The organism is Paractinoplanes hotanensis (genome assembly GCF_023717965.1).
In the GTDB taxonomy this organism is placed as follows: domain Bacteria; phylum Actinomycetota; class Actinomycetes; order Mycobacteriales; family Micromonosporaceae; genus Actinoplanes; species Actinoplanes polyasparticus.
In genome coordinates, this window is the sequence record NZ_JAMQOL010000044.1 from 1 (window position 1) to 18,928 (window position 18,928).

Annotated in this window: 19 protein-coding genes and 1 riboswitch; of the genes, 15 read left to right on the plus strand and 4 right to left on the minus strand. The window is 70.0% G+C overall.

Annotation, left to right across the window (positions count from 1 at the left end; genetic code table 11):
• The first annotated feature begins 88 nt into the window (after window positions 1-88).
• Window positions 89-358: a hypothetical protein gene (locus tag LXN57_RS30080; RefSeq protein WP_251801573.1), complete on the plus strand. Its 270-nt coding sequence runs from the start codon at window positions 89-91 to the stop codon at window positions 356-358.
• A 16-nt stretch (window positions 359-374) separates the two neighbouring features.
• Window positions 375-926, plus strand: coding sequence for a Uma2 family endonuclease (locus LXN57_RS30085; protein ID WP_251801574.1), 552 nt, complete (start codon window positions 375-377; stop codon window positions 924-926).
• A 560-nt stretch (window positions 927-1,486) separates the two neighbouring features.
• Here LXN57_RS30085 and LXN57_RS30090 read toward each other — a convergent pair.
• Complete coding sequence (locus tag LXN57_RS30090; protein ID WP_251801575.1) at window positions 1,487-2,110, minus strand: site-specific integrase; 624 nt, start codon at window positions 2,108-2,110, stop codon at window positions 1,487-1,489.
• A 27-nt stretch (window positions 2,111-2,137) separates the two neighbouring features.
• On the minus strand, window positions 2,138-2,902 hold the full coding sequence (locus LXN57_RS30095; RefSeq protein ID WP_251801576.1) for a site-specific integrase: 765 nt from the start codon (window positions 2,900-2,902) through the stop codon (window positions 2,138-2,140).
• A gap of 211 nt (window positions 2,903-3,113) precedes the next feature.
• Here LXN57_RS30095 and LXN57_RS30100 point away from each other — a divergent pair, with 211 nt between their 5' ends.
• The 11 genes from LXN57_RS30100 to LXN57_RS30150 all read left to right on the plus strand — a co-directional run bounded on the left by LXN57_RS30100 (window position 3,114) and on the right by LXN57_RS30150 (window position 15,615).
• Complete coding sequence (locus tag LXN57_RS30100; RefSeq protein WP_251801731.1) at window positions 3,114-5,300, plus strand: heavy metal translocating P-type ATPase; 2,187 nt, start codon at window positions 3,114-3,116, stop codon at window positions 5,298-5,300.
• 192 nt (window positions 5,301-5,492) lie between these two features.
• Window positions 5,493-6,368 (plus strand): L,D-transpeptidase, encoded by an 876-nt coding sequence (locus tag LXN57_RS30105; RefSeq protein ID WP_251801577.1) that lies wholly within the window; start codon window positions 5,493-5,495, stop codon window positions 6,366-6,368.
• A 177-nt stretch (window positions 6,369-6,545) separates the two neighbouring features.
• A complete protein-coding gene (locus LXN57_RS30110) occupies window positions 6,546-6,980 on the plus strand; it encodes a DUF6153 family protein (protein ID WP_251801578.1) in 435 nt (144 codons plus the stop codon).
• Between the two features lie 86 nt (window positions 6,981-7,066).
• Complete coding sequence (locus LXN57_RS30115; RefSeq protein WP_251801579.1) at window positions 7,067-7,717, plus strand: DUF305 domain-containing protein; 651 nt, start codon at window positions 7,067-7,069, stop codon at window positions 7,715-7,717.
• A gap of 179 nt (window positions 7,718-7,896) precedes the next feature.
• The gene (locus tag LXN57_RS30120) at window positions 7,897-8,268 is read left to right on the plus strand and encodes a hypothetical protein (RefSeq protein ID WP_251801580.1); all 372 of its coding nucleotides are present in this window, start codon (window positions 7,897-7,899) and stop codon (window positions 8,266-8,268) included.
• A 160-nt stretch (window positions 8,269-8,428) separates the two neighbouring features.
• Window positions 8,429-9,532, plus strand: coding sequence for a PLP-dependent cysteine synthase family protein (locus tag LXN57_RS30125; protein WP_285904689.1), 1,104 nt, complete (start codon window positions 8,429-8,431; stop codon window positions 9,530-9,532).
• Window positions 9,529-10,815: an MDR family MFS transporter gene (locus tag LXN57_RS30130; RefSeq protein WP_251801581.1), complete on the plus strand. Its 1,287-nt coding sequence runs from the start codon at window positions 9,529-9,531 to the stop codon at window positions 10,813-10,815. Before LXN57_RS30125 ends, LXN57_RS30130 begins: the two co-directional genes overlap by 4 nt.
• A gap of 262 nt (window positions 10,816-11,077) precedes the next feature.
• Window positions 11,078-11,677, plus strand: coding sequence for a CueP family metal-binding protein (locus LXN57_RS30135; RefSeq protein ID WP_251801582.1), 600 nt, complete (start codon window positions 11,078-11,080; stop codon window positions 11,675-11,677).
• Window positions 11,678-12,155: 478 nt separating this feature from the next.
• Window positions 12,156-12,362, plus strand: a complete 207-nt coding sequence (locus tag LXN57_RS30140) for a heavy-metal-associated domain-containing protein (protein WP_251801583.1) — start codon at window positions 12,156-12,158, stop codon at window positions 12,360-12,362.
• 2 nt (window positions 12,363-12,364) lie between these two features.
• Complete coding sequence (locus LXN57_RS30145) at window positions 12,365-13,342, plus strand: DUF8832 domain-containing protein (protein ID WP_251801584.1); 978 nt, start codon at window positions 12,365-12,367, stop codon at window positions 13,340-13,342.
• 8 nt (window positions 13,343-13,350) lie between these two features.
• Window positions 13,351-15,615 (plus strand): heavy metal translocating P-type ATPase, encoded by a 2,265-nt coding sequence (locus LXN57_RS30150; RefSeq protein WP_251801585.1) that lies wholly within the window; start codon window positions 13,351-13,353, stop codon window positions 15,613-15,615.
• A 97-nt stretch (window positions 15,616-15,712) separates the two neighbouring features.
• On the opposite strand, the gene LXN57_RS30155 is transcribed toward LXN57_RS30150, so the two are convergent.
• Window positions 15,713-16,285 (minus strand): C40 family peptidase, encoded by a 573-nt coding sequence (locus LXN57_RS30155; protein ID WP_251801586.1) that lies wholly within the window; start codon window positions 16,283-16,285, stop codon window positions 15,713-15,715.
• A 6-nt stretch (window positions 16,286-16,291) separates the two neighbouring features.
• Window positions 16,292-16,418, minus strand: a riboswitch (cyclic di-AMP (ydaO/yuaA leader).
• A 925-nt stretch (window positions 16,419-17,343) separates the two neighbouring features.
• On the opposite strand from LXN57_RS30155, the gene LXN57_RS30160 reads away from it, so the two are divergent.
• Window positions 17,344-18,075, plus strand: coding sequence for a flagellar M-ring protein FliF C-terminal domain-containing protein (locus tag LXN57_RS30160; protein ID WP_251801587.1), 732 nt, complete (start codon window positions 17,344-17,346; stop codon window positions 18,073-18,075).
• 15 nt (window positions 18,076-18,090) lie between these two features.
• Here LXN57_RS30160 and LXN57_RS30165 read toward each other — a convergent pair whose 3' ends face one another.
• Window positions 18,091-18,390, minus strand: coding sequence for a metal-sensitive transcriptional regulator (locus LXN57_RS30165; protein WP_106330541.1), 300 nt, complete (start codon window positions 18,388-18,390; stop codon window positions 18,091-18,093).
• Between the two features lie 119 nt (window positions 18,391-18,509).
• Between LXN57_RS30165 and LXN57_RS30170 the strand changes: the two genes are divergently transcribed.
• The gene (locus tag LXN57_RS30170) at window positions 18,510-18,914 is read left to right on the plus strand and encodes a hypothetical protein (protein ID WP_251801588.1); all 405 of its coding nucleotides are present in this window, start codon (window positions 18,510-18,512) and stop codon (window positions 18,912-18,914) included.
• The last annotated feature ends 14 nt before the right edge of the window (window positions 18,915-18,928 follow it).

The window sequence follows — 18,928 nt, forward strand, 5'->3', positions numbered from 1 at the left end:
CCACACGAACCGTCCAGGGATCACCCAAGTGAGGAAGTTGATCTAGCAGAAGTGGGGAGTTTCAGGAAGCGCCATCAAGGTCACCGGCATGCTCCACGCCTTGACCGCCCTCGACCTGCCACACGGTTCACTGGTGGTCCCGGCGATCGGCCTCGATCCGGCGACCATGATCTCCTACGGCAGCGCCACCAACCCCAGCAACCAGGTGTCCCTCGGCTTCGACCGCGCCGACCACATCCACGTCAACCCCGACGAAGCCATCGAGTACGACGCGGTCGTCACCCGATCCGCTGATGTCGCGGCCGAACTCGTGGCTCGCCTCGTTGCCGAGCACCGTGCCGTCACCGGACTCCGATGACCTTCAGGAGAAAATGATGGGCGCCGAAGCCGTGGGCGCGGGAATGCCGCGGCAGATAAGCCTCGAGGATGTCGCGGCGATGGCGGCAGCCGACGAGAACCATCGCTACGAACTCAGCCCCGAGGGCGTCTTGTCGGTCACACCGGCAGCGGACCCCGGCCACGCGATGCTGGTGTCCAGGATCTTCGCCTGGCTTCTGTCTAACGGCTACGGCCCCGATCAAATGGCCGTCGACTGCGGCATCGACGTCGGCGGCGCCCGAGTTCCTGACCTGACCGTGTGGGCGAAGGGATCACCGCCGCGGTGCGGCAGCTCGAGCTACGCTGGCACCGCTGGACTGCTCCTCGTCGTTGAGGTGCTGTCCAGAGGATCTGAAGTCGTTGACCGGATCATCAAGAAGGCCGAGTACGCCGGAGCCCGGATTCCGCGTTACTGGATCGTCGAACGCGACAACGCCACCATGGTGCGCCAATACGTTTTGAGCGCCGACACTGGCGGCTATCAGCTCGGTCCGGCCGGAACGCGATCGCTTGATCACCTCCTGACCGTCGTGCCGGATATCTCCTGACCCGGCGAATACCTGGATGGACAGAGGCACGCGCCAGCGGTCGCGGGTCGATCGATAGGCGATCGAATGTTGCGCCGTGTCGTCCCCTTGGGTGATCGATCGAATGCCGTACCTGATTACGTTGGGCACCGTCTTACGCCTGGTCAGCCCGGCCCCGGCCCGGTCTGGACCGGCGCTGTAGCTGCCGACTTCGACGCAGAGTGACTTGATCACGTGGTGATCCGGTGGTGATCGGACGTCGGCGACCGTTTCAGCACGGGCGCGACTAAATTAGCACGGTCGAATGGACGACGCCGGCCTCAGCGGCCCATGAACCATGCACTCGGCGGGCACCTGCGGAAACTCAAACCTACTCTGACCTGGCACAACGCCTTCGGCGCGGCCTCGCAGGGCGGTGGTCACGGAGTGCACTCGCCCTACGGATCAGAAGGTTAGGGGTTCGAGTCCCTTCGGGCGCACAAGATTTAGACGGGTCTGAACTGCGGAAACGCGGGTCAGGCCCTTCTTGCTGTCTGGCCCTAGTAGACGGTGGGTGTCCGTTGGGTGCCACATGGGTGTCATCACTTTCCGTGACGAATCGGGTGGCGGCGACCGCGTGACCTGCGGCTGCGCTTCTTGGTGGTGGGCCGTTTCTCCGAAGGTGTTTGTTTTTCTTCGCGGCCGGCAGGCCGGTTCTTCGCCACCTTTTCCTTGATGCGTTTCCTGGTGTGCCGGGCCGCGGCCAGCACCAGGGCGGCGGTGGCGTCGGCGCAGCGGCGCTGGCTGTCGGGCAGGACGCTGGTGTAGGTGTCGGCGGTGACCACGATGCTCGAATGGCCTAGCAGATCCTGAAGGGTCTTCAGATCGGCTCCGGCCTCGTGCGCGAGGGACGCGGCGCCGTGCCGCAGGTCGTGCAGCCGCACCGGTGGCAGTCCGGCTCGTTCGGTGAGCTTCCGGAATCGAGTGGTGGCGTAGTTCGGGTTGATCGGCTGTCCGTCTTTGCGGGTGAACACGTACCCGGAGTCAATCCAGATCTTGCCGGCGGCGCGCCGCTGCTCGCCGACGTTCCGTTGCCGGCTGCGATGGGCGCGCAGGATGCTGACCGTGTGCTTGTCTAGGGCGACGGCCCTGCGGCCGGCGGCGGTCTTCGGGTCGCCTTCGACGACGGTGTAGCCCGCGGTGGTGCGTTGCCGCTCGACGAACAACAGCCCCCGGTCGAGGTCGACGGCCGCCTACCGCAGGCCGCAGAGCTCACCACGGCGCAGCCCGCGAAGGGCGGCGAGCCACCAGAACGCGAACAGCGAGTCCTCGACGTTGGCTTCCAGGAAGGTGGCGAGCTGTTTAGCCGTCCAGACCGCGACCGATGGGTGTTCGCCGGTGCGTTCCCAGGCTTCGACCCGGCCGTCGGTCCAGACCTGGGCGTGCGGGCGCCGGTAGCCGTGAATCTCGATGTGACGGGCCGGGTTCGACCCGATCAGCTCTTCCCGGACGGCCAGGTTCAGTGCGGCGCGCAGGGTGGTGCGCAGGTGGTTGAGCGCCGACGGTGACTGCGGAAGGCCCTTGGCGTTGGTGGTCTGCGCGATCCCGGCGAAGACGGCGCGCAGCCGTGGTCCGTCGAGGTCGGAGAGCCGGTATTGGCCGAGGCGGGGGATGAGGACCAGCTCGACGTCGCGGGTGTAGTGCAGCCGGGTCGTCGGCCGGATCCTCGTGCGGGTGTCGAGCCAGTGCCGCAGCCACCGTTCGAGCGTCCAGCCGTCACCGCAGCGCCGCGCGGCGCTGTCCGCGAGGCATTCCTCTCTCGCTGCGCGGGCGGCGGCCTGTGAGGCGAAACCACCTCGGCGGATGCGTTCGGAGCGGCCGAACAGGTTCGGCGCGGAGCAGTGGAAGTACCAGGAGCCGTGCCCGCGTTCGGGTAGCTGAGGGCAGCGCTGCTCCAACCGCTTCCCCTCTGCGTTGCGGCATCCGCATCGTTTGAAGGTCTTGCCTGTCGTGGTCATCGCTGCCTCCCGCCGTCGCACCGGATGAATCGAGCGTGATGGCTGGGGTCCTTGGATGGGAGTCCCTGCGAGAGGGATATGTCCGCAGCGGTACGCCAGTGTGCGGTGGCGATGTCTGCCGCAGGGCGGCGCCCAACGTGAGTATCGATGTGCCGGCCACCTCTTGCCATATACCCCCTGGGGGTATAACTTTGTATTGGAGGTGGTCGACATGCCGACCCGCAACGAACACGGCAACACCCACCAGCACGGCCGCGAGCACCACGCGGCTGCCGCGACCCTCGATCACGCGAGCGCCCACGAAAACGTCCATCACGCGACAGCCGGGCATGACCACCACGCCCGCGGCCCCAGTTCCGGGCATCACGGCGGTCACGGGCACGAGGGCCATGACAAGCACGCCGGGCACGACCCGGAGATCTTCCGCCGCAAGTTCTGGCTCAGCCTGGCTCTGACGGTCCCGATCGTGCTGACCAGCCACATGATCATGGACTGGTTTGGCTACCGCCTCGACTTTCCCGGTATGGCCTTGGTCGGCCCGGTCCTGGGCACCGTCGTGTTCTTCTACGGTGGCTGGCCGTTCCTGGCCGGTGCGCTTAGCGAGGTGCGGGACCGGGTGCCGGGCATGATGCTGCTGATCTCGATGGCGATCACGGTCGCCTACACGGCGTCGCTGGCGACCAGTCTCGGCCTGTTCGACCTGGACTTCTGGTGGGAGCTGGCGGCGCTGGTGACCATCATGCTGCTGGGGCACTGGCAGGAGATGAAGGCGATCGGCCAGGCTCAGGGGGCCCTGTCCGCGCTGGCGGCGCTGCTACCTGACGACGCCGAACGCCTCACGAACACTGGCGGTGTCGAGCGGGTACCGGTCGCCGACCTGGCCGTGGGGGACACCGTGCTGGTGCGTTCCGGCGCCCGGGTACCGGCGGACGGCCGGATCGTCGACGGCGCGGCCGAACTCGACGAGTCGATGATCACCGGCGAGTCGCGGCCGGTGCCGCGCGGTGCGGGCGATCGGGTGGTGGCCGGGACGGTCGCGACCGACTCGGCGATCCGCGTCGAGGTCGAGGCGGTGGGGGAGAACACCGCTCTGGCGGGCATCGGTCGGCTGGTCGCGCAGGCCCAGGCCGCCGGTGGCCGGGCGCAGGTGCTGGCCGACCGGTTCGCGGCGATGCTGTTCTACCTCGCCTCGGCGGCCGCGGCGGTGACGTTCGTGGCGTGGTGGCTGCTCGGCGATCTGGACCAGGCGGTGGTCCGGACGGTGACGGTGCTGGTGATCGCGTGCCCGCACGCGCTCGGCCTGGCGATCCCGCTGGTGATCGCTCTATCGACGGCGTTGTCGGCCAAGGCGGGCATCCTGGTCAAGGACCGGCTGGCGCTGGAGCGGATGCGCACCGTCGACACGGTGCTGTTCGACAAGACCGGCACCCTGACCAAAGGCGCGCACACCGTGACCGGCACCACGGCCGTTGAAGGGTTCACCGACGACGACGTGCTGCGCATCGCCGGCGCGGTCGAAGCCGACAGCGAACACCCCCTCGCCAGGGCGCTGACCGCCGTCGCCCACGAACGGGGCCTGCACGCCGACGCGACAGGATTCCGGTCGCTGACCGGCCGGGGTGTTCAGGCGAGCGTCGACGGACGCACATATGCCGTCGGTGGCCCGACTCTGCTGCGCGAACTCGGCCCCACCGTGCCGGAGGGCTTGCAGGAGACGGCCGGGCGGTGGTCGGCGCGGGGTGCCGCGGTGCTTCATCTGCTGCGCTTGCACGACGACAGTGGTTCGGCGGAGGTGATCGGCGCATTCGCGCTGGAGGACGAGGTGCGCCCGGAGGCCCGGCAGGCCATCGAGCAGCTGCGCCGCGCCGGTATCAGCAAGATCGTGATGATCACCGGGGATGCCCGGCCGGTGGCCGAGGCCGTCGCTGCCGACCTCGGCTTCCGGGCCGGCGTCGACGAGGTGTTCGCCGAGGTCCTGCCTGCCGACAAGGACCGTACGGTCGCGGAGCTGCAGGCCCGCGGCTTGCGGGTGGCGATGGTCGGTGACGGAGTCAACGACGCCCCGGCGCTGGCGCGCGCCGACGTCGGCCTGGCGATCGGGGCGGGCACGGACGTGGCGATCGAGTCGGCGGGTGTCGTGCTGGCCTCCTCCGACCCGCGGGCAGTGACCGGCGTGATCCGGCTGTCGAAGGCTTCCTACCGCAAGATGATCCAGAACCTGGCGTGGGCGGCCGGCTACAACATCGTCGCCATCCCGCTCGCTGCCGGGGTACTGGCATGGGCCGGGATCACGTTGAGCCCGGCGATCGGCGCGGTACTGATGAGCGCTTCGACGATTGTGGTCGCGCTCAACGCCCAGCTGCTGCGCCGGGTGAACCTGATCCCGCAGCGGCAGTAAGCAACGGTCAGGTGCCCCGGGTGAGTCGGCGTGGCCCTGGCAGCGATGCTGCCGGGGCCACGTTGCTACCTGCCTCCCGCGCGATGAATTTAGGCACATCGCACCACGACTGCTCCCCACCACCGCGAAGCCCGACGGGCAGGGCTGCCGATCTGGCGTCCGTCGTCGTCGTCGAAGGGAAGGGTTGTCAGGATGTCGGGTTCATCAGCGGCGGCGTATCTGCTGAGCGCGGCTGCGGTGCTCGGCCTGGCGGCCACGGCCGGCCCGGACATCGCCGGCCTGATCGGTTCCCCGGCACCGGCGGCTACAGCGACGGCCGCGCCATCAGGACAGAAGACGAACCCGGCGGGCAAGTCCTTCGTCACCGTGGTCCGCCACGAGCGGACCGCTCCCTCGGCCGGCGAACGCAAGAACGGCGCACCGGCGATGTCGAGCGCCGCCGCATCGCCGGCGACCGCCGTGGCGCCGTGCACGGGTGGCCGGTGGCAGCGCGCCATCGAAGAGGACCTTGCCCAGCTCGGTTCCTTCGGCGCGGTGAGCGTCGACGGGCGGCAGTCGCCGACGGACTGCGTGGCCATCCGCGGGTTCCAGCAGCGGTTCGGTATCGAGCCCGCCGCCGGGCAAGCCGATGCGACGACCGCGGATGTCGCCCGCCGGATCACCGCGAGCTCCACCCCGGCCAGCGTGCAGCGCTGCGACGCCGGGCCGGGCGTGACCGCCTGCGTCGATCTGACCCGGCAGACGGCATGGGTGATGCGTGACGGCGGCGTCGTGGCGGGGCCGACGGTCGTGCGGACCGGCTTCACCGGCCACGCCACCCCGGCCGGCGCCTTCCGGATCAACAAACGAACCGAGAAAGAGTGGTCGGACCCGTACGAGGTGTGGCTGCCGTACTGGCAGCGGTTCATCGGCGGCATCGGCTTCCACGAGACGACCACGTACCTGCACGACACCGCCCGCGGCTCGCACGGCTGCGTCAACCTGCTGCACCGCGACGCGGTGGCCATGTGGGACCACCTGCAGATGGGAACTCGCGTGCACACCTTCGGACGCCGGCCCGGCACCTGACGCGCCGCTCCGGCACCGGCCGGCCGGACCGGGCGTGGGATGCAGTGGATTCACCGCAGTGGCAGCAGCCCAGCCCAGGTGACCTCGAGCAGTCGCTCGCGGCTGTCGGCTTGCGGCAGCGGGAGCCTGAGTGGTCCTCGGCGGACGGCGGTCAGGTCGCGCGCTACCGTGGACGCCGTGACGAGGACAGCAGCAACCGCAGTGGGCCGCACGGCTCGCCTCGCGCTGCTACTGGTGACCGCCTTGGGGCTGGCGCTCATGCACACCCTCGGCCACACCGGCATCCGCACCGACCCGCACCCGGCGATGACCGGCATGAGCACGACTGCGGCGGGCGCCGCCGAGATGCTGTCCGCTGTCGTCACCGCGGCGCAGCCGTGCCCGGACGGGCACTGCGACGGCCACGGCGGGCACGGCTCCGGAGCCTGGAGCGCCTGCCTGGCGATCCTGACCGGCCTTGCCGTCGTGGTGATGCTGCTCTGGCTGCTGACCCTGGTTCAGGGTCGCCGCCTGCTTCCGGTGCCCGCGGTCCTGCGGGCGCCGTCCCCCCGGGCGCCACCGGATCGCCTCACCGGACTCACGCTCGCATCGGCAGCGGTACTGCGCATATAGCAACGCCACCTCGACGTCGACCGGCCAGCGGCCGTGTCGAGGCGTTCGCGCGTACCCGAAAATCTGCCGAAAGGTTACGACCCGCAATGATGCGTCATTCCCAGCTGCCCACCACCGTGCTGCGCCGCGGCCTGCTCGCCGGCGCCGCCGTCACCGCCACCCTCGTGCTGTCGGCCTGCGGCGGCAGCGACCACTCCTCGAGCGGCACCGGCATGAACCACGGCGCCACCACCGCCGCGTCGCCGGCCGCGTCGGCGGTCGGCACCTTCAACGACGCCGACGTCACCTTCGCCCAAGCGATGATCCCGCACCACCAGCAGGCGGTGCAGATGGCCGACATGGCCGACGGCCGCGCCGCCGACGCCGAGGTCAAGGAACTCGCCGGCAAGATCCAGGCCGCGCAGCAGCCCGAGATCGACACCATGACCGGCTGGCTGACCGCCTGGGGCAAGCCCGCGCCGGAGCCGCACACGAGCATGGGCTCCGGCATGGACCACGGCTCGATGCCCGGCATGATGACCGACGCCGACATGAAAAAGCTTATGGACGCCAAGGGTGCCGGGTTCGACAAACACTTCCTGACCATGATGATCAGCCACCACGAGGGCGCCATCGAGATGGCCCAGACCGAGGTGGCGCAGGGCTCCAACCCCGAGGCCAAGGCCCTCGCACAGAAGATCATCACCGATCAGCAGGCCGAGATCGCCACGATGAAGACCATCCTCGAACGCCTCTGACCCCGTAACGCGCACCGGGCGGTCACGCGCACCAGCGTGGCCGCCCGGCCCCGCATCGGGCACCACGCCGCACACCGGGTCCGGTGGCCGGCGTCGCATATCCGCGAAACCCTGCGCACCTAATCAGACCTTTGGTACTTTTGCCGCTCGGCTTGTCGGGATGCTGAGCGGGAAGGGCCATGCTCCAGCTGATCATGCGGATGATGACCGTGGCGCTGCTGCTGCTCTGCGGCGCCATGCTCGATCACGCGCCTCAGCACTCCCACCAGAGCCACCCCGCCGCAGCCGGGGCGTATCCGGGAACGTCGTCCTCGTGCGGCGGCGCCGAGCGTGTCGCAGGATCGGCCGATCAGGCGCACCCGGAGCATCCGTGCACACCAGCGGCGTTACCGCAGCAGCCCATCACCGGCGACGTCGACCTCTCTTCGGTCGCGGTCCCGCCCGCCGCCGACGACCACCTGATCGCTGCCGCCACCGCGGCTGACGCGGCACACCCGCCCGGCAGACACCATCACAGCGTGCTGTCGCAGACGAGCGTGTACCGGAGCTGACAGGTCCCGCCCGCCGCCACCTTTGAGACGCCCTGCTCGGCCGGGCATCCGGGACCGGCGACGTGCCTCCGTGACCTCTGCTCACCCCCGCAACCGACGCCACATGGTGGCGCCGGGCAGCGGGCCACGTCTGCGAAAGCGGCTACCCACGATGATCGACGTGACGTTTCCCCGGCTTCACCGCCGGCCACTTCCCGCCCAGCTCGTCTCCAGCTCCACCTGCCACCACCTCGACCAACTCGTCGGTAACACCCCGGTCCTGTGGACCCCGGACATCACCGCCACCACCGACCGCGGGTTCTGGGCCAAACTCGAGGGCCACAACCCCGGCGGCATCAAGGACCGGCCCGGCCTGCACCTGATCCAATGCGCCCGCGAACGCGGAGACCTTGCCGACGGCGCCCCGATCGTGGAGTCCACCTCCGGCACCCTCGGCCTCGGCCTCACCCTTGCCGGCCTCATCCACGGCCACCCGGTCACTCTGGTCACCGACCCGGGCATGGAGCCACCGCTGCGGAACCTGTTGACCGCCTACGGCGCTCGCATCGACCTGGTCGACACCCCGCACCCGACCGGCGGCTGGCAGCAGGCCCGCCGCGACCGCGTCAACCAGCTCCTGGACGACCAGTGCGGCTTCTGCCCGGACCAGTACAACAACCCCGACAACGTCGACGCCTACCAGAGCCTCGCCCTGGAACTCGCCGCGCAGCTCGGCCGCGTCGACGTGCTCGTGTGCAGCGTCGGCACCGGCGGGCACAGCGCCGGCACCGCCCGGGTGCTGCGCGAGTTCTTCCCCGACCTGCGCCTGGTCGGCGTCGACGCGTGCGGCTCCACCATCTTCGGCCAGCCGGCCCGAACCCGGCTCATGCGCGGCCTCGGCAGCAGCATCCACCCGCGCAACGTCGACTACCCGGCCTTCGACGAGGTCCACTGGGTCGCCGCCCCGGAGTCGGTGTGGGCCTGCCGCAGACTGGCCGCCGGTCACTACGTCAGCGGCGGCTGGAGCGTCGGCGCGGTCGCCCTGGTCGCCTCCTGGCTGTCGCGGACCCTGCCCGACGACACCCGCATCGCCGCGATCTTCCCGGACGGGCCGCACCGCTACGCCGAAACCGTCTACAGCGACGACTACTGCCGCCACCACGATCTGCTCGGCCCGCAACCGGCTGCCGACCCTGATGAGATCAGTCATCCCCGCGAGCGGGAGGTGCTGCGCTGGACGCGCTGCACCCGTGTCATCGGCCCCACCAGCGAGGACGCCCCGTGACCGGCACCCTGGCCCAGATCCGGTCCTTCAACCGGCCGGTGCAGCTACTGCTGGCCAACCAACTGACCATCAACATCGGCTTCTACATGCTCATGCCGTACCTGGCCGGCTACCTCACCGGCGACCTGGCCATGGCCGCCTGGGCGGTCGGCCTCATCCTCGGCGTACGCAACCTCAGCCAGCAGGGCATGTTCCTGCTCGGCGGCGCCCTCGCCGACCGGTACGGCTACAAACCGCTGATCCTGGCCGGGCTCGGGCTACGCGTCGCAGGGTTCGCCCTGCTCGGCTTCGCGGCGAGCCTGCCTGTGCTGATCGTCGCCTCGGTGCTGACCGGGCTGGCCGGAGCGCTGTTCAATCCGGCGGTCCGCGCCTATCTGGCCGCCGAATCAGGCGAGCGCAAGACCGAGGCGTTCGCCGTGTTCAACGTCTTCTACCAGGCCGGCATCCTCGCCGGGCCGCTGATCGGCCTCGCCCTGCTGACCGCATCCTTCCGATGGGTGTGCACGGTCGCCGCGGTGCTGTTCCTGCTGCTGCTGATCGCCCAGGCCCGCGCTCTGCCCGCCCGGCACGCCCCGGCCGACCCGGCTGACAGCAGCGCAACAGCGGACTGGCGGCAGGTGCTGCGGCACCGCGGTTTCCTGCTGTTCTCCACCGCGATGATCGGCTCCTACGTGCTGAACTTCCAGGTCTACCTCGGCCTGCCCATCGAGGTCCGGCGGGTGACCGGCTCGGAGACGGGAGTGGCGATCCTGTTCGCCGTCTCCGGGCTGCTCACCGTGGCCGGGCAGGTCCGCGTCACCGCCTGGGCCACACGCCGGTGGAGCCCACCGCAAGCCATCGTTCGTGGCCTGGCGCTGATGACCATCGCGTTCCTGCCGCTCGCCGCCACCGCCGGCATCAGCCCCGCGATCGGCGCGGGCCCGTGGCACACCGCGCTGGCGCTGACGCCAGTGTTGATCAGCACGGTGCTGCTGACAGTCGCGACGATGATCGTGTACCCGTTCGAGATGGCCACCATCGTCGCGTTCGCCGGACAACGACTGGTCGGCACCTACTACGGCCTCTACAACACCCTCGCCGGTGTCGGCATCGCCGCCGGGAACCTGCTGACAGGAGCGGCCATCGACACCGCCTCCCGGCACGGCTGGCCCGCCCTGCCCTGGCTGCTGTTGACCGCCACCGGGTTGGTCGGGACCGCGGCGGTCGGCTACCTGCACCGTGCTGGGCACCTGACCACCGCGCCCGGCCCGCCCCGCCGCCCGGCGCGACACGCCACCGCGTGACCCGCTGATCACCTCGGTCTCGGGCGGACTGTCATACCGGCGGCCCGCCCGAGACCAGGCAACCGCCGCTCGCGGGGGAAACACGTGCCGCTACCTCCGCAGCCCAGTGACGCCGCCTTCTCGCCCGCGCATCGCACCCACGGCAAGGCCAACAGCCGGGTGCCTGCCGGATTGCTTCACCGGGTGGGGAGGAAGGCCTGTTCTGTCCCGACCTGTGCGCCCGGCCAACCGGGTGACTGACTATCGATGGAGAATGGTGAGTATGAGACGGCTCTTTGTTGTGGCTGCGGTGTCGGTTTTGACGGTGGCCGGTTGCACCGGCACCGGCGGTGCTGCGCCAGTCGCTGGACCGGCCAGCGCGACCGTGGCGTCGTCGGCTGAGGCGCAGCCGCTGCTGGCCCGTTATGGCCTGGCCGGCAAGAGCACGGTGGAGGTCATCGACCAGCTCGACCGGTTGGATCTGCAGCAGCGACCGGCCGGGCTGAAGGCGTCCGTGCGGGCCGGTGAGCTGCTGATCTCCGACGGCGGACAGGAGCACAGCCTGCCCATCCCCGCCGACCGGTTCTACCTGTCGGTCGGCCCGTACCTGCAGCAGACCCATGACTGCTTCTTCCACGCGCCCACCGGCTGCAAGGGGGAATTGGCCGGCAAGCAGGTGCAGGTCAAGATCGTGAACGACGTCGACGGCACGGTCCTGGTGGACGAGCCCCGCACCACCTTCGCCAACGGCTTCGTCGGGTTCTGGCTGCCTCGCAACATCACCGGCACACTGCGGATCACCTCCGACGGCAAGACCGCCGAGTCGAAGATCAGCACCGGCACAGACGCGCCGACCTGCCTGACCACGCTCAGGCTGGCCTGACCACTACACGCGGCCCGGGGCCAGCCTCGGGCCGCGTGTGGCGGTCAGTAGCCCTCCCTCGCCAGCGCGCTTGTCGCTGACGCAGATGAACTGCCGTCCAGACGTTGACACCATCCGGATCCGGTCCTCGCGGCGTGCCCGTCGACCCGTCCGGCCAGCCGGGCATGGATCACCGACGTCTATGACGCCCACCGTCTCCGTGATCGACGCGCCTGTCCACACCATCGTGGCCGGCATGAAGGCCGCCAGCGCGGGCACGGCTGGCCATCGCGCCAACAACGGCGGAGAGCCCAGCGGTGCGCTACCGGTTAGCCGCCCTGTAGGCGGGCATCGCCATGACGTGTGGACTTCGCGGCGCTACCGGGGAGAGCGTGCAGCGCATCACCACCCCAACTGTTGATACCCCGGGGGGGTATGGGTATGGTTAGTTGTGGGCGGTGACGCCTCGCCGCTTACGTCCCACGGCAAGGAGATCTTGATGGCTACCCAGACCTACACCGTGACCGGCATGACCTGCTCGCACTGCGTCAACTCCGTCAGCGCCGAAGTCGGCGCGATCCCCGGTGTCACTGACGTCCAGGTCGACCTGGCCTCCGGCGCGGTCACCGTCACCAGTGACCAGCCCGTCGACGAGACCGCGGTGGCCGCGGCCGTCGACGAGGCCGGATACGAACTCGCGAGGTAGTCATGAACACCGCCATCAAGCTGGGCGGCTTCGGGATCGGGCTGGCGGCCGTGTTCACGGCCGCCCTCGGCCTCGGCAGCCTCTTCCCGGCAGCCGCACCCGCCACCCCGGCCGCCCACGACGGCGGCCACAACAGCACGCCACCCGAGCAGAAGGCCGCACCGGCAGCGGTGCTGCCGGCTGGGCTGCAGATCAGCCAGGACGGCTACCGGCTCATCCCGCTCACCGGCAGCCTGTCGACGGGCACACCGGAGCCGTTCCGGTTCCGGATCACCGGCCCGGACGACCGGCCGGTCACCGCATACACGACCAGCCACGACAAGGACCTGCACCTGATCGTGGTCCGCCGTGACCTGTCCGGCTTCCAGCACGTGCACCCCGAACTCGGCAGCGACGGCACCTGGTCCATCCCGCTCGCGGTCCCCGCCGCCGGGCAGTACCGCGTCTTCGCTGACTTCCAGCCCGCCGGTCACGACGGTCTCACCCTCGGCGCCGACGTTCCCGCACCCGGCGACTACCAGCCCACCCTGCTGCCCGCGACGGCCCGGACCGCGACGGTCGACGGCTACACGGTCACCCTCGCCGGCGACCTGATCCCCGGCGCCTCGTCGAAGCTGACCCTGTCGGTCAGCAGGGACGGCAAGCCGGTCACCGACCTTCAGCCCTATCTCGGCGCGTACGGCCACCTGGTCGCGCTGCGCGACGGCGACCTGGCGTATCTGCACGTGCACCCCGACGGTGAACCCGGCGACGGCCGCACCACGCCCGGTCCCGACGTCGCCTTCCACGCCGAAGTGCCATCCGCCGGCGCCTACCGGCTGTACCTGGACTTCCAGCACGAAGGGAAGGTCCGTACCGCCGAGTTCACTGCCGTCGCCGTCGCCGCAACCGCCACGCCGAGCAGCGCCCCGGCCCCGACCGAGATGCCCGGGGCGCCGAGCCCGTTCGGGCACGACGCCGACGGCCACACCCACGACTAGGAGGAAGCATGGCAACCGTCGCCGGGCCGCTGCCCGTGGCCCCGAACCAGATCGAGCTGGCGATCGGCGGCATGACCTGCGCCTCCTGCGCCGCGCGGATCGAGAAGAAACTCAACCGCATGGACGGCGTGATCGCGACCGTCAACTACGCCACCGAGAAGGCCAGCGTCGCCTACCCCGACGGCGTCACCGCCGACGACCTGATCGCCACGGTCGAGAAGACCGGCTACACCGCGAAGCTTCCGCCGCCCCCGCAACAGCCCGGTGACGACCCGGCCGAGCTCGCGCAGCCGGTCGACGAACTGCGTGGCTTGCGGACCCGGCTGTTCACGTCGATCGTGCTCAGCGTGCCGGTGGTGCTGCTGGCGATGGTGCCGGCCTGGCAGTTCACCTACTGGCAGTGGCTGTCGCTGACCCTGGCCGCCCCGGTCGTCGTCTGGGGCGGCCTGCCGTTCCACAAGGCCGCCTGGACCAACCTGCGCCACGGTGCCGCGACCATGGACACCCTCATCTCAATGGGCACGATCGCAGCGTTCGGCTGGTCGCTGTGGGCACTGTTCCTCGGCACCGCCGGTGTCCCGGGTATGACTCACCCGTTCAGCCTCGACATCGGCACCACCGACGGATCGGGCGCCATCTACCTGGAAGCCGCCGCCGGGGTCACCACCTTCATCCTCGCCGGCCGCTACTTCGAGGCCCGCTCCAAGCGCCGTGCCGGAGCCGCCATGCGGGCCCTGCTGGAGCTCGGCGCCAAGGACGTCGCGGTGCTGCGCGACGGCATCGAACGGCGGATCCCGGTCGGCGACCTGGCGGTGGGGGACCGGTTCGTGGTCCGGCCGGGCGAGAAGATCGCCACCGACGGCGTCATCGAGGACGGCACATCCGCGGTCGATGCGAGCATGCTGACCGGCGAATCCGTGCCGGTCGAAGTCGCTGCGGGCGACCCGGTGGTCGGCGCGACCGTCAACGCCGGTGGCCGGCTGATCGTACGTGCCACCCGGATCGGCGCCGACACCCAGCTCGCGCAGATGGCGAAGCTCGTCGAGCAGGCCCAGACCGGCAAAGCCGCCGTCCAGCGCCTCGCCGACCGGATCTCCGGCGTGTTCGTACCGATCGTGATCGCCCTCGCCGTCGCCACGCTCGGCTGGTGGGTCGGCACCGGCTCCGGCTGGACGGCCGCGTTCACCGCCGCCGTCGCCGTGCTGATCATCGCCTGCCCGTGCGCGCTCGGCCTCGCGACGCCGACGGCGCTGCTGGTCGGCACCGGCCGCGGCGCGCAGCTCGGGATCCTGATCAAAGGCCCCGAGGTCCTGGAGTCGACGCGGACCGTGGACACTGTCGTGCTGGACAAGACCGGCACCGTCACCACCGGCCGGATGAGCCTGGTCGACGTGGTTCCCGCCGCAGGCGTCGACCGCGATCAGGTGCTGCGCCTGGCCGGGGCGGTCGAGGCCGCCTCCGAGCACCCGATCGCCCAGGCGATCGCGTCGGCAGCCGCTGACATGGTGCCGCTGCCGCAGGTGACCGGGTTCGCCAGTACCGAGGGCCTCGGTGTCACCGGCACCGTCGACGGCCACATCGTGCACGTCGGCCGCCCCGCCTTGCTGCGCCAGGCCGGGCTGACGGTGCCCGCCGACGTCGAGCAGGCCGTCGCTACTGCCCACACCGCCGGGCAGACCGCCGTGGTCGCCGGGTGGGACGGTCAGGCCCGCGGCGTCCTCGCTGTCGCCGACACCGTCAAACCGACCAGCCGCGACGCCGTGGCCCAGCTGCGAGCGCTGGGCCTGTCGCCGGTGCTGCTCACCGGCGACAACGAGACCGTCGCCCGGGCGGTGGCCGCGCAGGTCGGCATCGATGAGGTGATCGCCGAGGTCCTGCCGGCCGACAAGGTCGACGTGGTCACACGGCTGCAGGAGCAGGGCAAGGTCGTGGCGATGGTCGGTGACGGCGTCAACGACGCCGCCGCCCTGGCCCAGGCCGACCTCGGGCTGGCCATGGGCACCGGCACCGACGCCGCGATCGAGGCTTCCGACCTGACCCTGGTCCGCGGTGACCTGATGACCGCCGCCGACGCTATCCGACTGTCGCGGCGCACCCTGCGCATCATCAAGAGCAACCTGTTCTGGGCCTTCGCCTACAACGTCGCGGCTCTGCCGCTGGCCGCGGCCGGGCTGCTCAACCCGATGATCGCCGGAGCGGCGATGGCGTTCAGCTCGGTGTTCGTCGTCGCCAACAGCCTGCGGCTGCGCCGCTTCGCCAGCATCACGAAGTAGGGCGTACGACAGCGCCGCCTGCACCCCCGCCAAGGACGGGTGCAGGCGGCGCTGTCGTACGCCCGAGCAAGACGCACGCGGGCATGCGCCTTCGTGGTCAGACCAGGCGCCGGACCACGTAGTTTTTGCTCCAGATCTTCTGCTTGGTGACCGTCTTGCCGGTCCGCGGCGCCGCCCACATCTTGCCGCCACCGGCGTAGATGCCGGCGTGCGTGCCCTTCGTGCCCTTACGGATGACGATCAGGTCACCGGGGCGGGCGTTGGACTTGGCGACGGCCTTGCCGTACCGCTGCTGCAGGTGGGCCTTGTGCGGCAGCTTCTTGCCCGCCGCCTTCTTGTAGACGTACATGGTGTAGCCGGAGCAGTCGAAGCGCTTGGGCCCGGCGGCGCCGAACTTGTACTTCTTGCCCTTGTGCTTCGCCGCTTCGGTCAGGACCCGGTTCGCGGCCGCTTTGGACTTGGCGGCCTTGGACGCCGCCGTCTTGACGGTGATGCCGGTCTGGCTGAACGCCACGCTGGTCTGCGAGGACACCTGTGTGGTGGCGACCGTCGCGGCGGAGGCTGACTGCGGTGTGCCGAGCCCGCCGGTCAGAAGACCGAGACCCACGGACAGGGCGAGAGCGCCGACTCCCAGGGTGCGGGCGGGCCGGCTCAGGGTGCTTACGCGCACGGTGAAGGAATCCCTCCGGCACGCCTGCGAGGTTAGCTGTCGGATTCGGGCGCGAAGGTTGCCCGGCCGCACGCTGGCGGCTTCACCCCAAGGTCCTCATGCCCCGGCCGCCGCAGTGCGGCGTGCCGGTCGAGGACCGCTCGTGGTTCCCCCGTCCCTGCCCCCGATTGCCTCATGACTCGTCATGCGGGTTGTGCCGACGGACCGGGGCAGGGCTCGGCGTGGTCCAGGTCGGCACGACCGGCGAGCCTGTGCCCGCCGCCCCTCCTTGATAGCCCAGTCGGCGCCGATCCCGGCTCTCAGAGATGATCACACTCCGTGATTGGCGTGCCGAGACGTGTCCGATTTGGAAGACCGGTGCGAGGTTTGTCGACACATTGTGCTCATACCTGATGAACCCAGGGTGATTTTGATCTGTGAAAGGGAACACTCGATCTCGTACGTGGTAGCTGTGGGTGGCCCCGGCAGTGTTCCCCGGTTTGTCGCGTCCGAGGCGACTGCCGGTCGGTTGATCGTGGCCGACCGTCCGGCGCTCGTCGCCCGAATCGATGGCCATCCCTTAATCGCGGGGTGACCGTGTGGGCGCCCGGGTGGTGTCCGTCGGGGCGACGACCGCACGCGAAGGCGGTCGCTGCGCCGATGCAACCGAGCCGCAACCACCGGACCTTTCAACCGGCCGTGCCGTTGAGCGATGAGACAGACCCGATCAACCGCATCGCCCGACGACGAAGTCTCACCCATCCGGGCGGTCCGTCGGCGTTCAAATCTGTGAAAGGCAGGCTGTGAGAAATCGCTTCGTCCCGTCTGCCCTGGGCACGGGCACGTCGCCCCGCGGCGGGCGTGCCGGGAGGCTGATCGTCGCGCTCGTGGCGCTGGCCCTTGCCGGAGGCGCGAGTTTCGGCGCCGCGCCCGCATACGCGGCCACACTGGCCCCGCGATAGGCGATCGCCGGTGGCTACACCGTTTCGCCGGCCACCGGCGGAGTCACCCGGGCGGCGCTCGCCGCTGATGCCACCACCGCGGCCTTCCAGGACCGCTTGGACGGCGCTTTGCAGCACATGCTGGACACCTTGCTCGGCCCCGGCCGCTCAACGGTCACCACCAACGTCGAACTCGACCTCGACCAGGTCGCGACATCCCGCACCACCTACCAGCAGGATCCGTCCGCCGGTGCCCTGTCCGAACGGATCAGCGAGCGCTCTTACATCGGCGACAACGGCGGCACCCGGTACGACAGCAGCAGCGCGTCGCGCGTCAACGCCCTCGACGAACTGTACGAGACCCGCCGGGAAGCCCCCGGCGACATCATCAGACTGAGCGTCGCCGTCCTCGTCGATGAAGCCGCCGTGGCGAACCTCGACCTGGCTCAGGTCCGTGAACTCATCGCCGTAGCCGCCGGTGTTGATGCTGGCCGCGGCGACCGGGTGACGGTTGCCGCCATGCCCATGCGCACCGCTACAGCCACTCCCACCGACAACGCCGTCGCGCAGCCCGGCACCGCATCCCCTGCCGCGCTAAGGACGGCACTCATCGCCGCGGTTCTGATCCTGGTGACCTGTGCCGCGCTGCTGGCCCTCCGGAAGCAACGGCGCCGGGCCGCGGCGGCCTCGGCGGCAGCCGACCGGCGAGAGCTGCTCCGTGCCCAACTGCACGTCCAGCGCACTCCGGTCCCGGCTGCGGCAATCGCTACTGCACTCGACGAGGACAGGCGACAGCAACGGGCGGTCGGGTCGGTCGACCCGGCGCAGGCCGCGCAGCAGCTGCGAGAATGGATCGGCTCCGGCCGGTAGGAACGGGCGGCCGGCTCAGGACTTCACGAGGCGGGCGATCGCCGCGCTCGCCTCCTTGATCTTCGCGTCCACGTCGCCCTCCGCCGCGGCGTGGACCACGCAGTGCTTCAGGTGATCTTCGAGCAGGCCGACGGCTACCGCGTGCAAGGCGCTCTTGGCGGCCGAGATCTGGGTCAGGATGTCGATGCAGTAGGTGTCCTCGTCGACCATCCGCTGCAATCCGCGGATCTGCCCCTCGACCCGCTTCAGCCGGGCCATCAGCGCCTGTTTCTCTGCCGAATACCCGTGCGGACCGGCCGGTTTCGCCTCACTCATGCCGTGCAAGATACCCGGCACCGGTATCAGCCGGTGCGGCTGCGGACGCGTCCCGGCAGTCGCCGCGCTCGCTGGAGTGGCCAGCGGTCACCGAGCCCGCGATGTCGTAACCTGGCCCGGTGAGCCGATCCCACCCGCCGGCAGCTCCGTGGCTGGTGCGCTGGCTGCTGGTCGTGATCACCCTGGCCGGTGTCGGGCTCGTGCAAAGCGCACACTGCGCCGACGGAGCGACCGGCGCACACGATGCGGGGCATTCGGTTACCGCGGGGCATCATCACGGCGTTTCGGATCACGGCGTTGTGGCGACTGGGCAGCACGTCACGGCAGGCCGGACGGCAGACACCACAGCCGGGCACTGCGAGGTCAGCGCCCCCGTCGCCGAACCCGCAGTGCGAGCCGGCGCCGTCGCGCTTCCGGCGATGACCGCCTGCGCCGACACCAGCGCACCCCACACGGCGGTGCTACAGATCGTGTCGGTTGCGCCCGCCGTCGCCCTGATCCAACTCGGTGTAAGCCGCATATAGGACACCGCGCACGC

What these genes read in the sequence shown, in the direction of transcription:
- LXN57_RS30080 (WP_251801573.1), top strand. Translation starts at nt 89, where the DNA reads ATGCTCCACGCCTTGACCGCCCTCGACCTGCCACACGGTTCACTGGTG.
- LXN57_RS30085 (WP_251801574.1), top strand. Translation starts at nt 375, where the DNA reads ATGGGCGCCGAAGCCGTGGGCGCGGGAATGCCGCGGCAGATAAGCCTC.
- LXN57_RS30095 (WP_251801576.1), bottom strand. Translation starts at nt 2,902, where the DNA reads ATGACCACGACAGGCAAGACCTTCAAACGATGCGGATGCCGCAACGCA.
- LXN57_RS30100 (WP_251801731.1), top strand. Translation starts at nt 3,114, where the DNA reads ATGCCGACCCGCAACGAACACGGCAACACCCACCAGCACGGCCGCGAG.
- LXN57_RS30105 (WP_251801577.1), top strand. Translation starts at nt 5,493, where the DNA reads ATGTCGGGTTCATCAGCGGCGGCGTATCTGCTGAGCGCGGCTGCGGTG.
- LXN57_RS30115 (WP_251801579.1), top strand. Translation starts at nt 7,067, where the DNA reads ATGATGCGTCATTCCCAGCTGCCCACCACCGTGCTGCGCCGCGGCCTG.
- LXN57_RS30120 (WP_251801580.1), top strand. Translation starts at nt 7,897, where the DNA reads ATGCTCCAGCTGATCATGCGGATGATGACCGTGGCGCTGCTGCTGCTC.
- LXN57_RS30135 (WP_251801582.1), top strand. Translation starts at nt 11,078, where the DNA reads ATGAGACGGCTCTTTGTTGTGGCTGCGGTGTCGGTTTTGACGGTGGCC.
- LXN57_RS30140 (WP_251801583.1), top strand. Translation starts at nt 12,156, where the DNA reads ATGGCTACCCAGACCTACACCGTGACCGGCATGACCTGCTCGCACTGC.
- LXN57_RS30145 (WP_251801584.1), top strand. Translation starts at nt 12,365, where the DNA reads ATGAACACCGCCATCAAGCTGGGCGGCTTCGGGATCGGGCTGGCGGCC.
- LXN57_RS30150 (WP_251801585.1), top strand. Translation starts at nt 13,351, where the DNA reads ATGGCAACCGTCGCCGGGCCGCTGCCCGTGGCCCCGAACCAGATCGAG.
- LXN57_RS30160 (WP_251801587.1), top strand. Translation starts at nt 17,344, where the DNA reads ATGCTGGACACCTTGCTCGGCCCCGGCCGCTCAACGGTCACCACCAAC.
- LXN57_RS30165 (WP_106330541.1), bottom strand. Translation starts at nt 18,390, where the DNA reads ATGAGTGAGGCGAAACCGGCCGGTCCGCACGGGTATTCGGCAGAGAAA.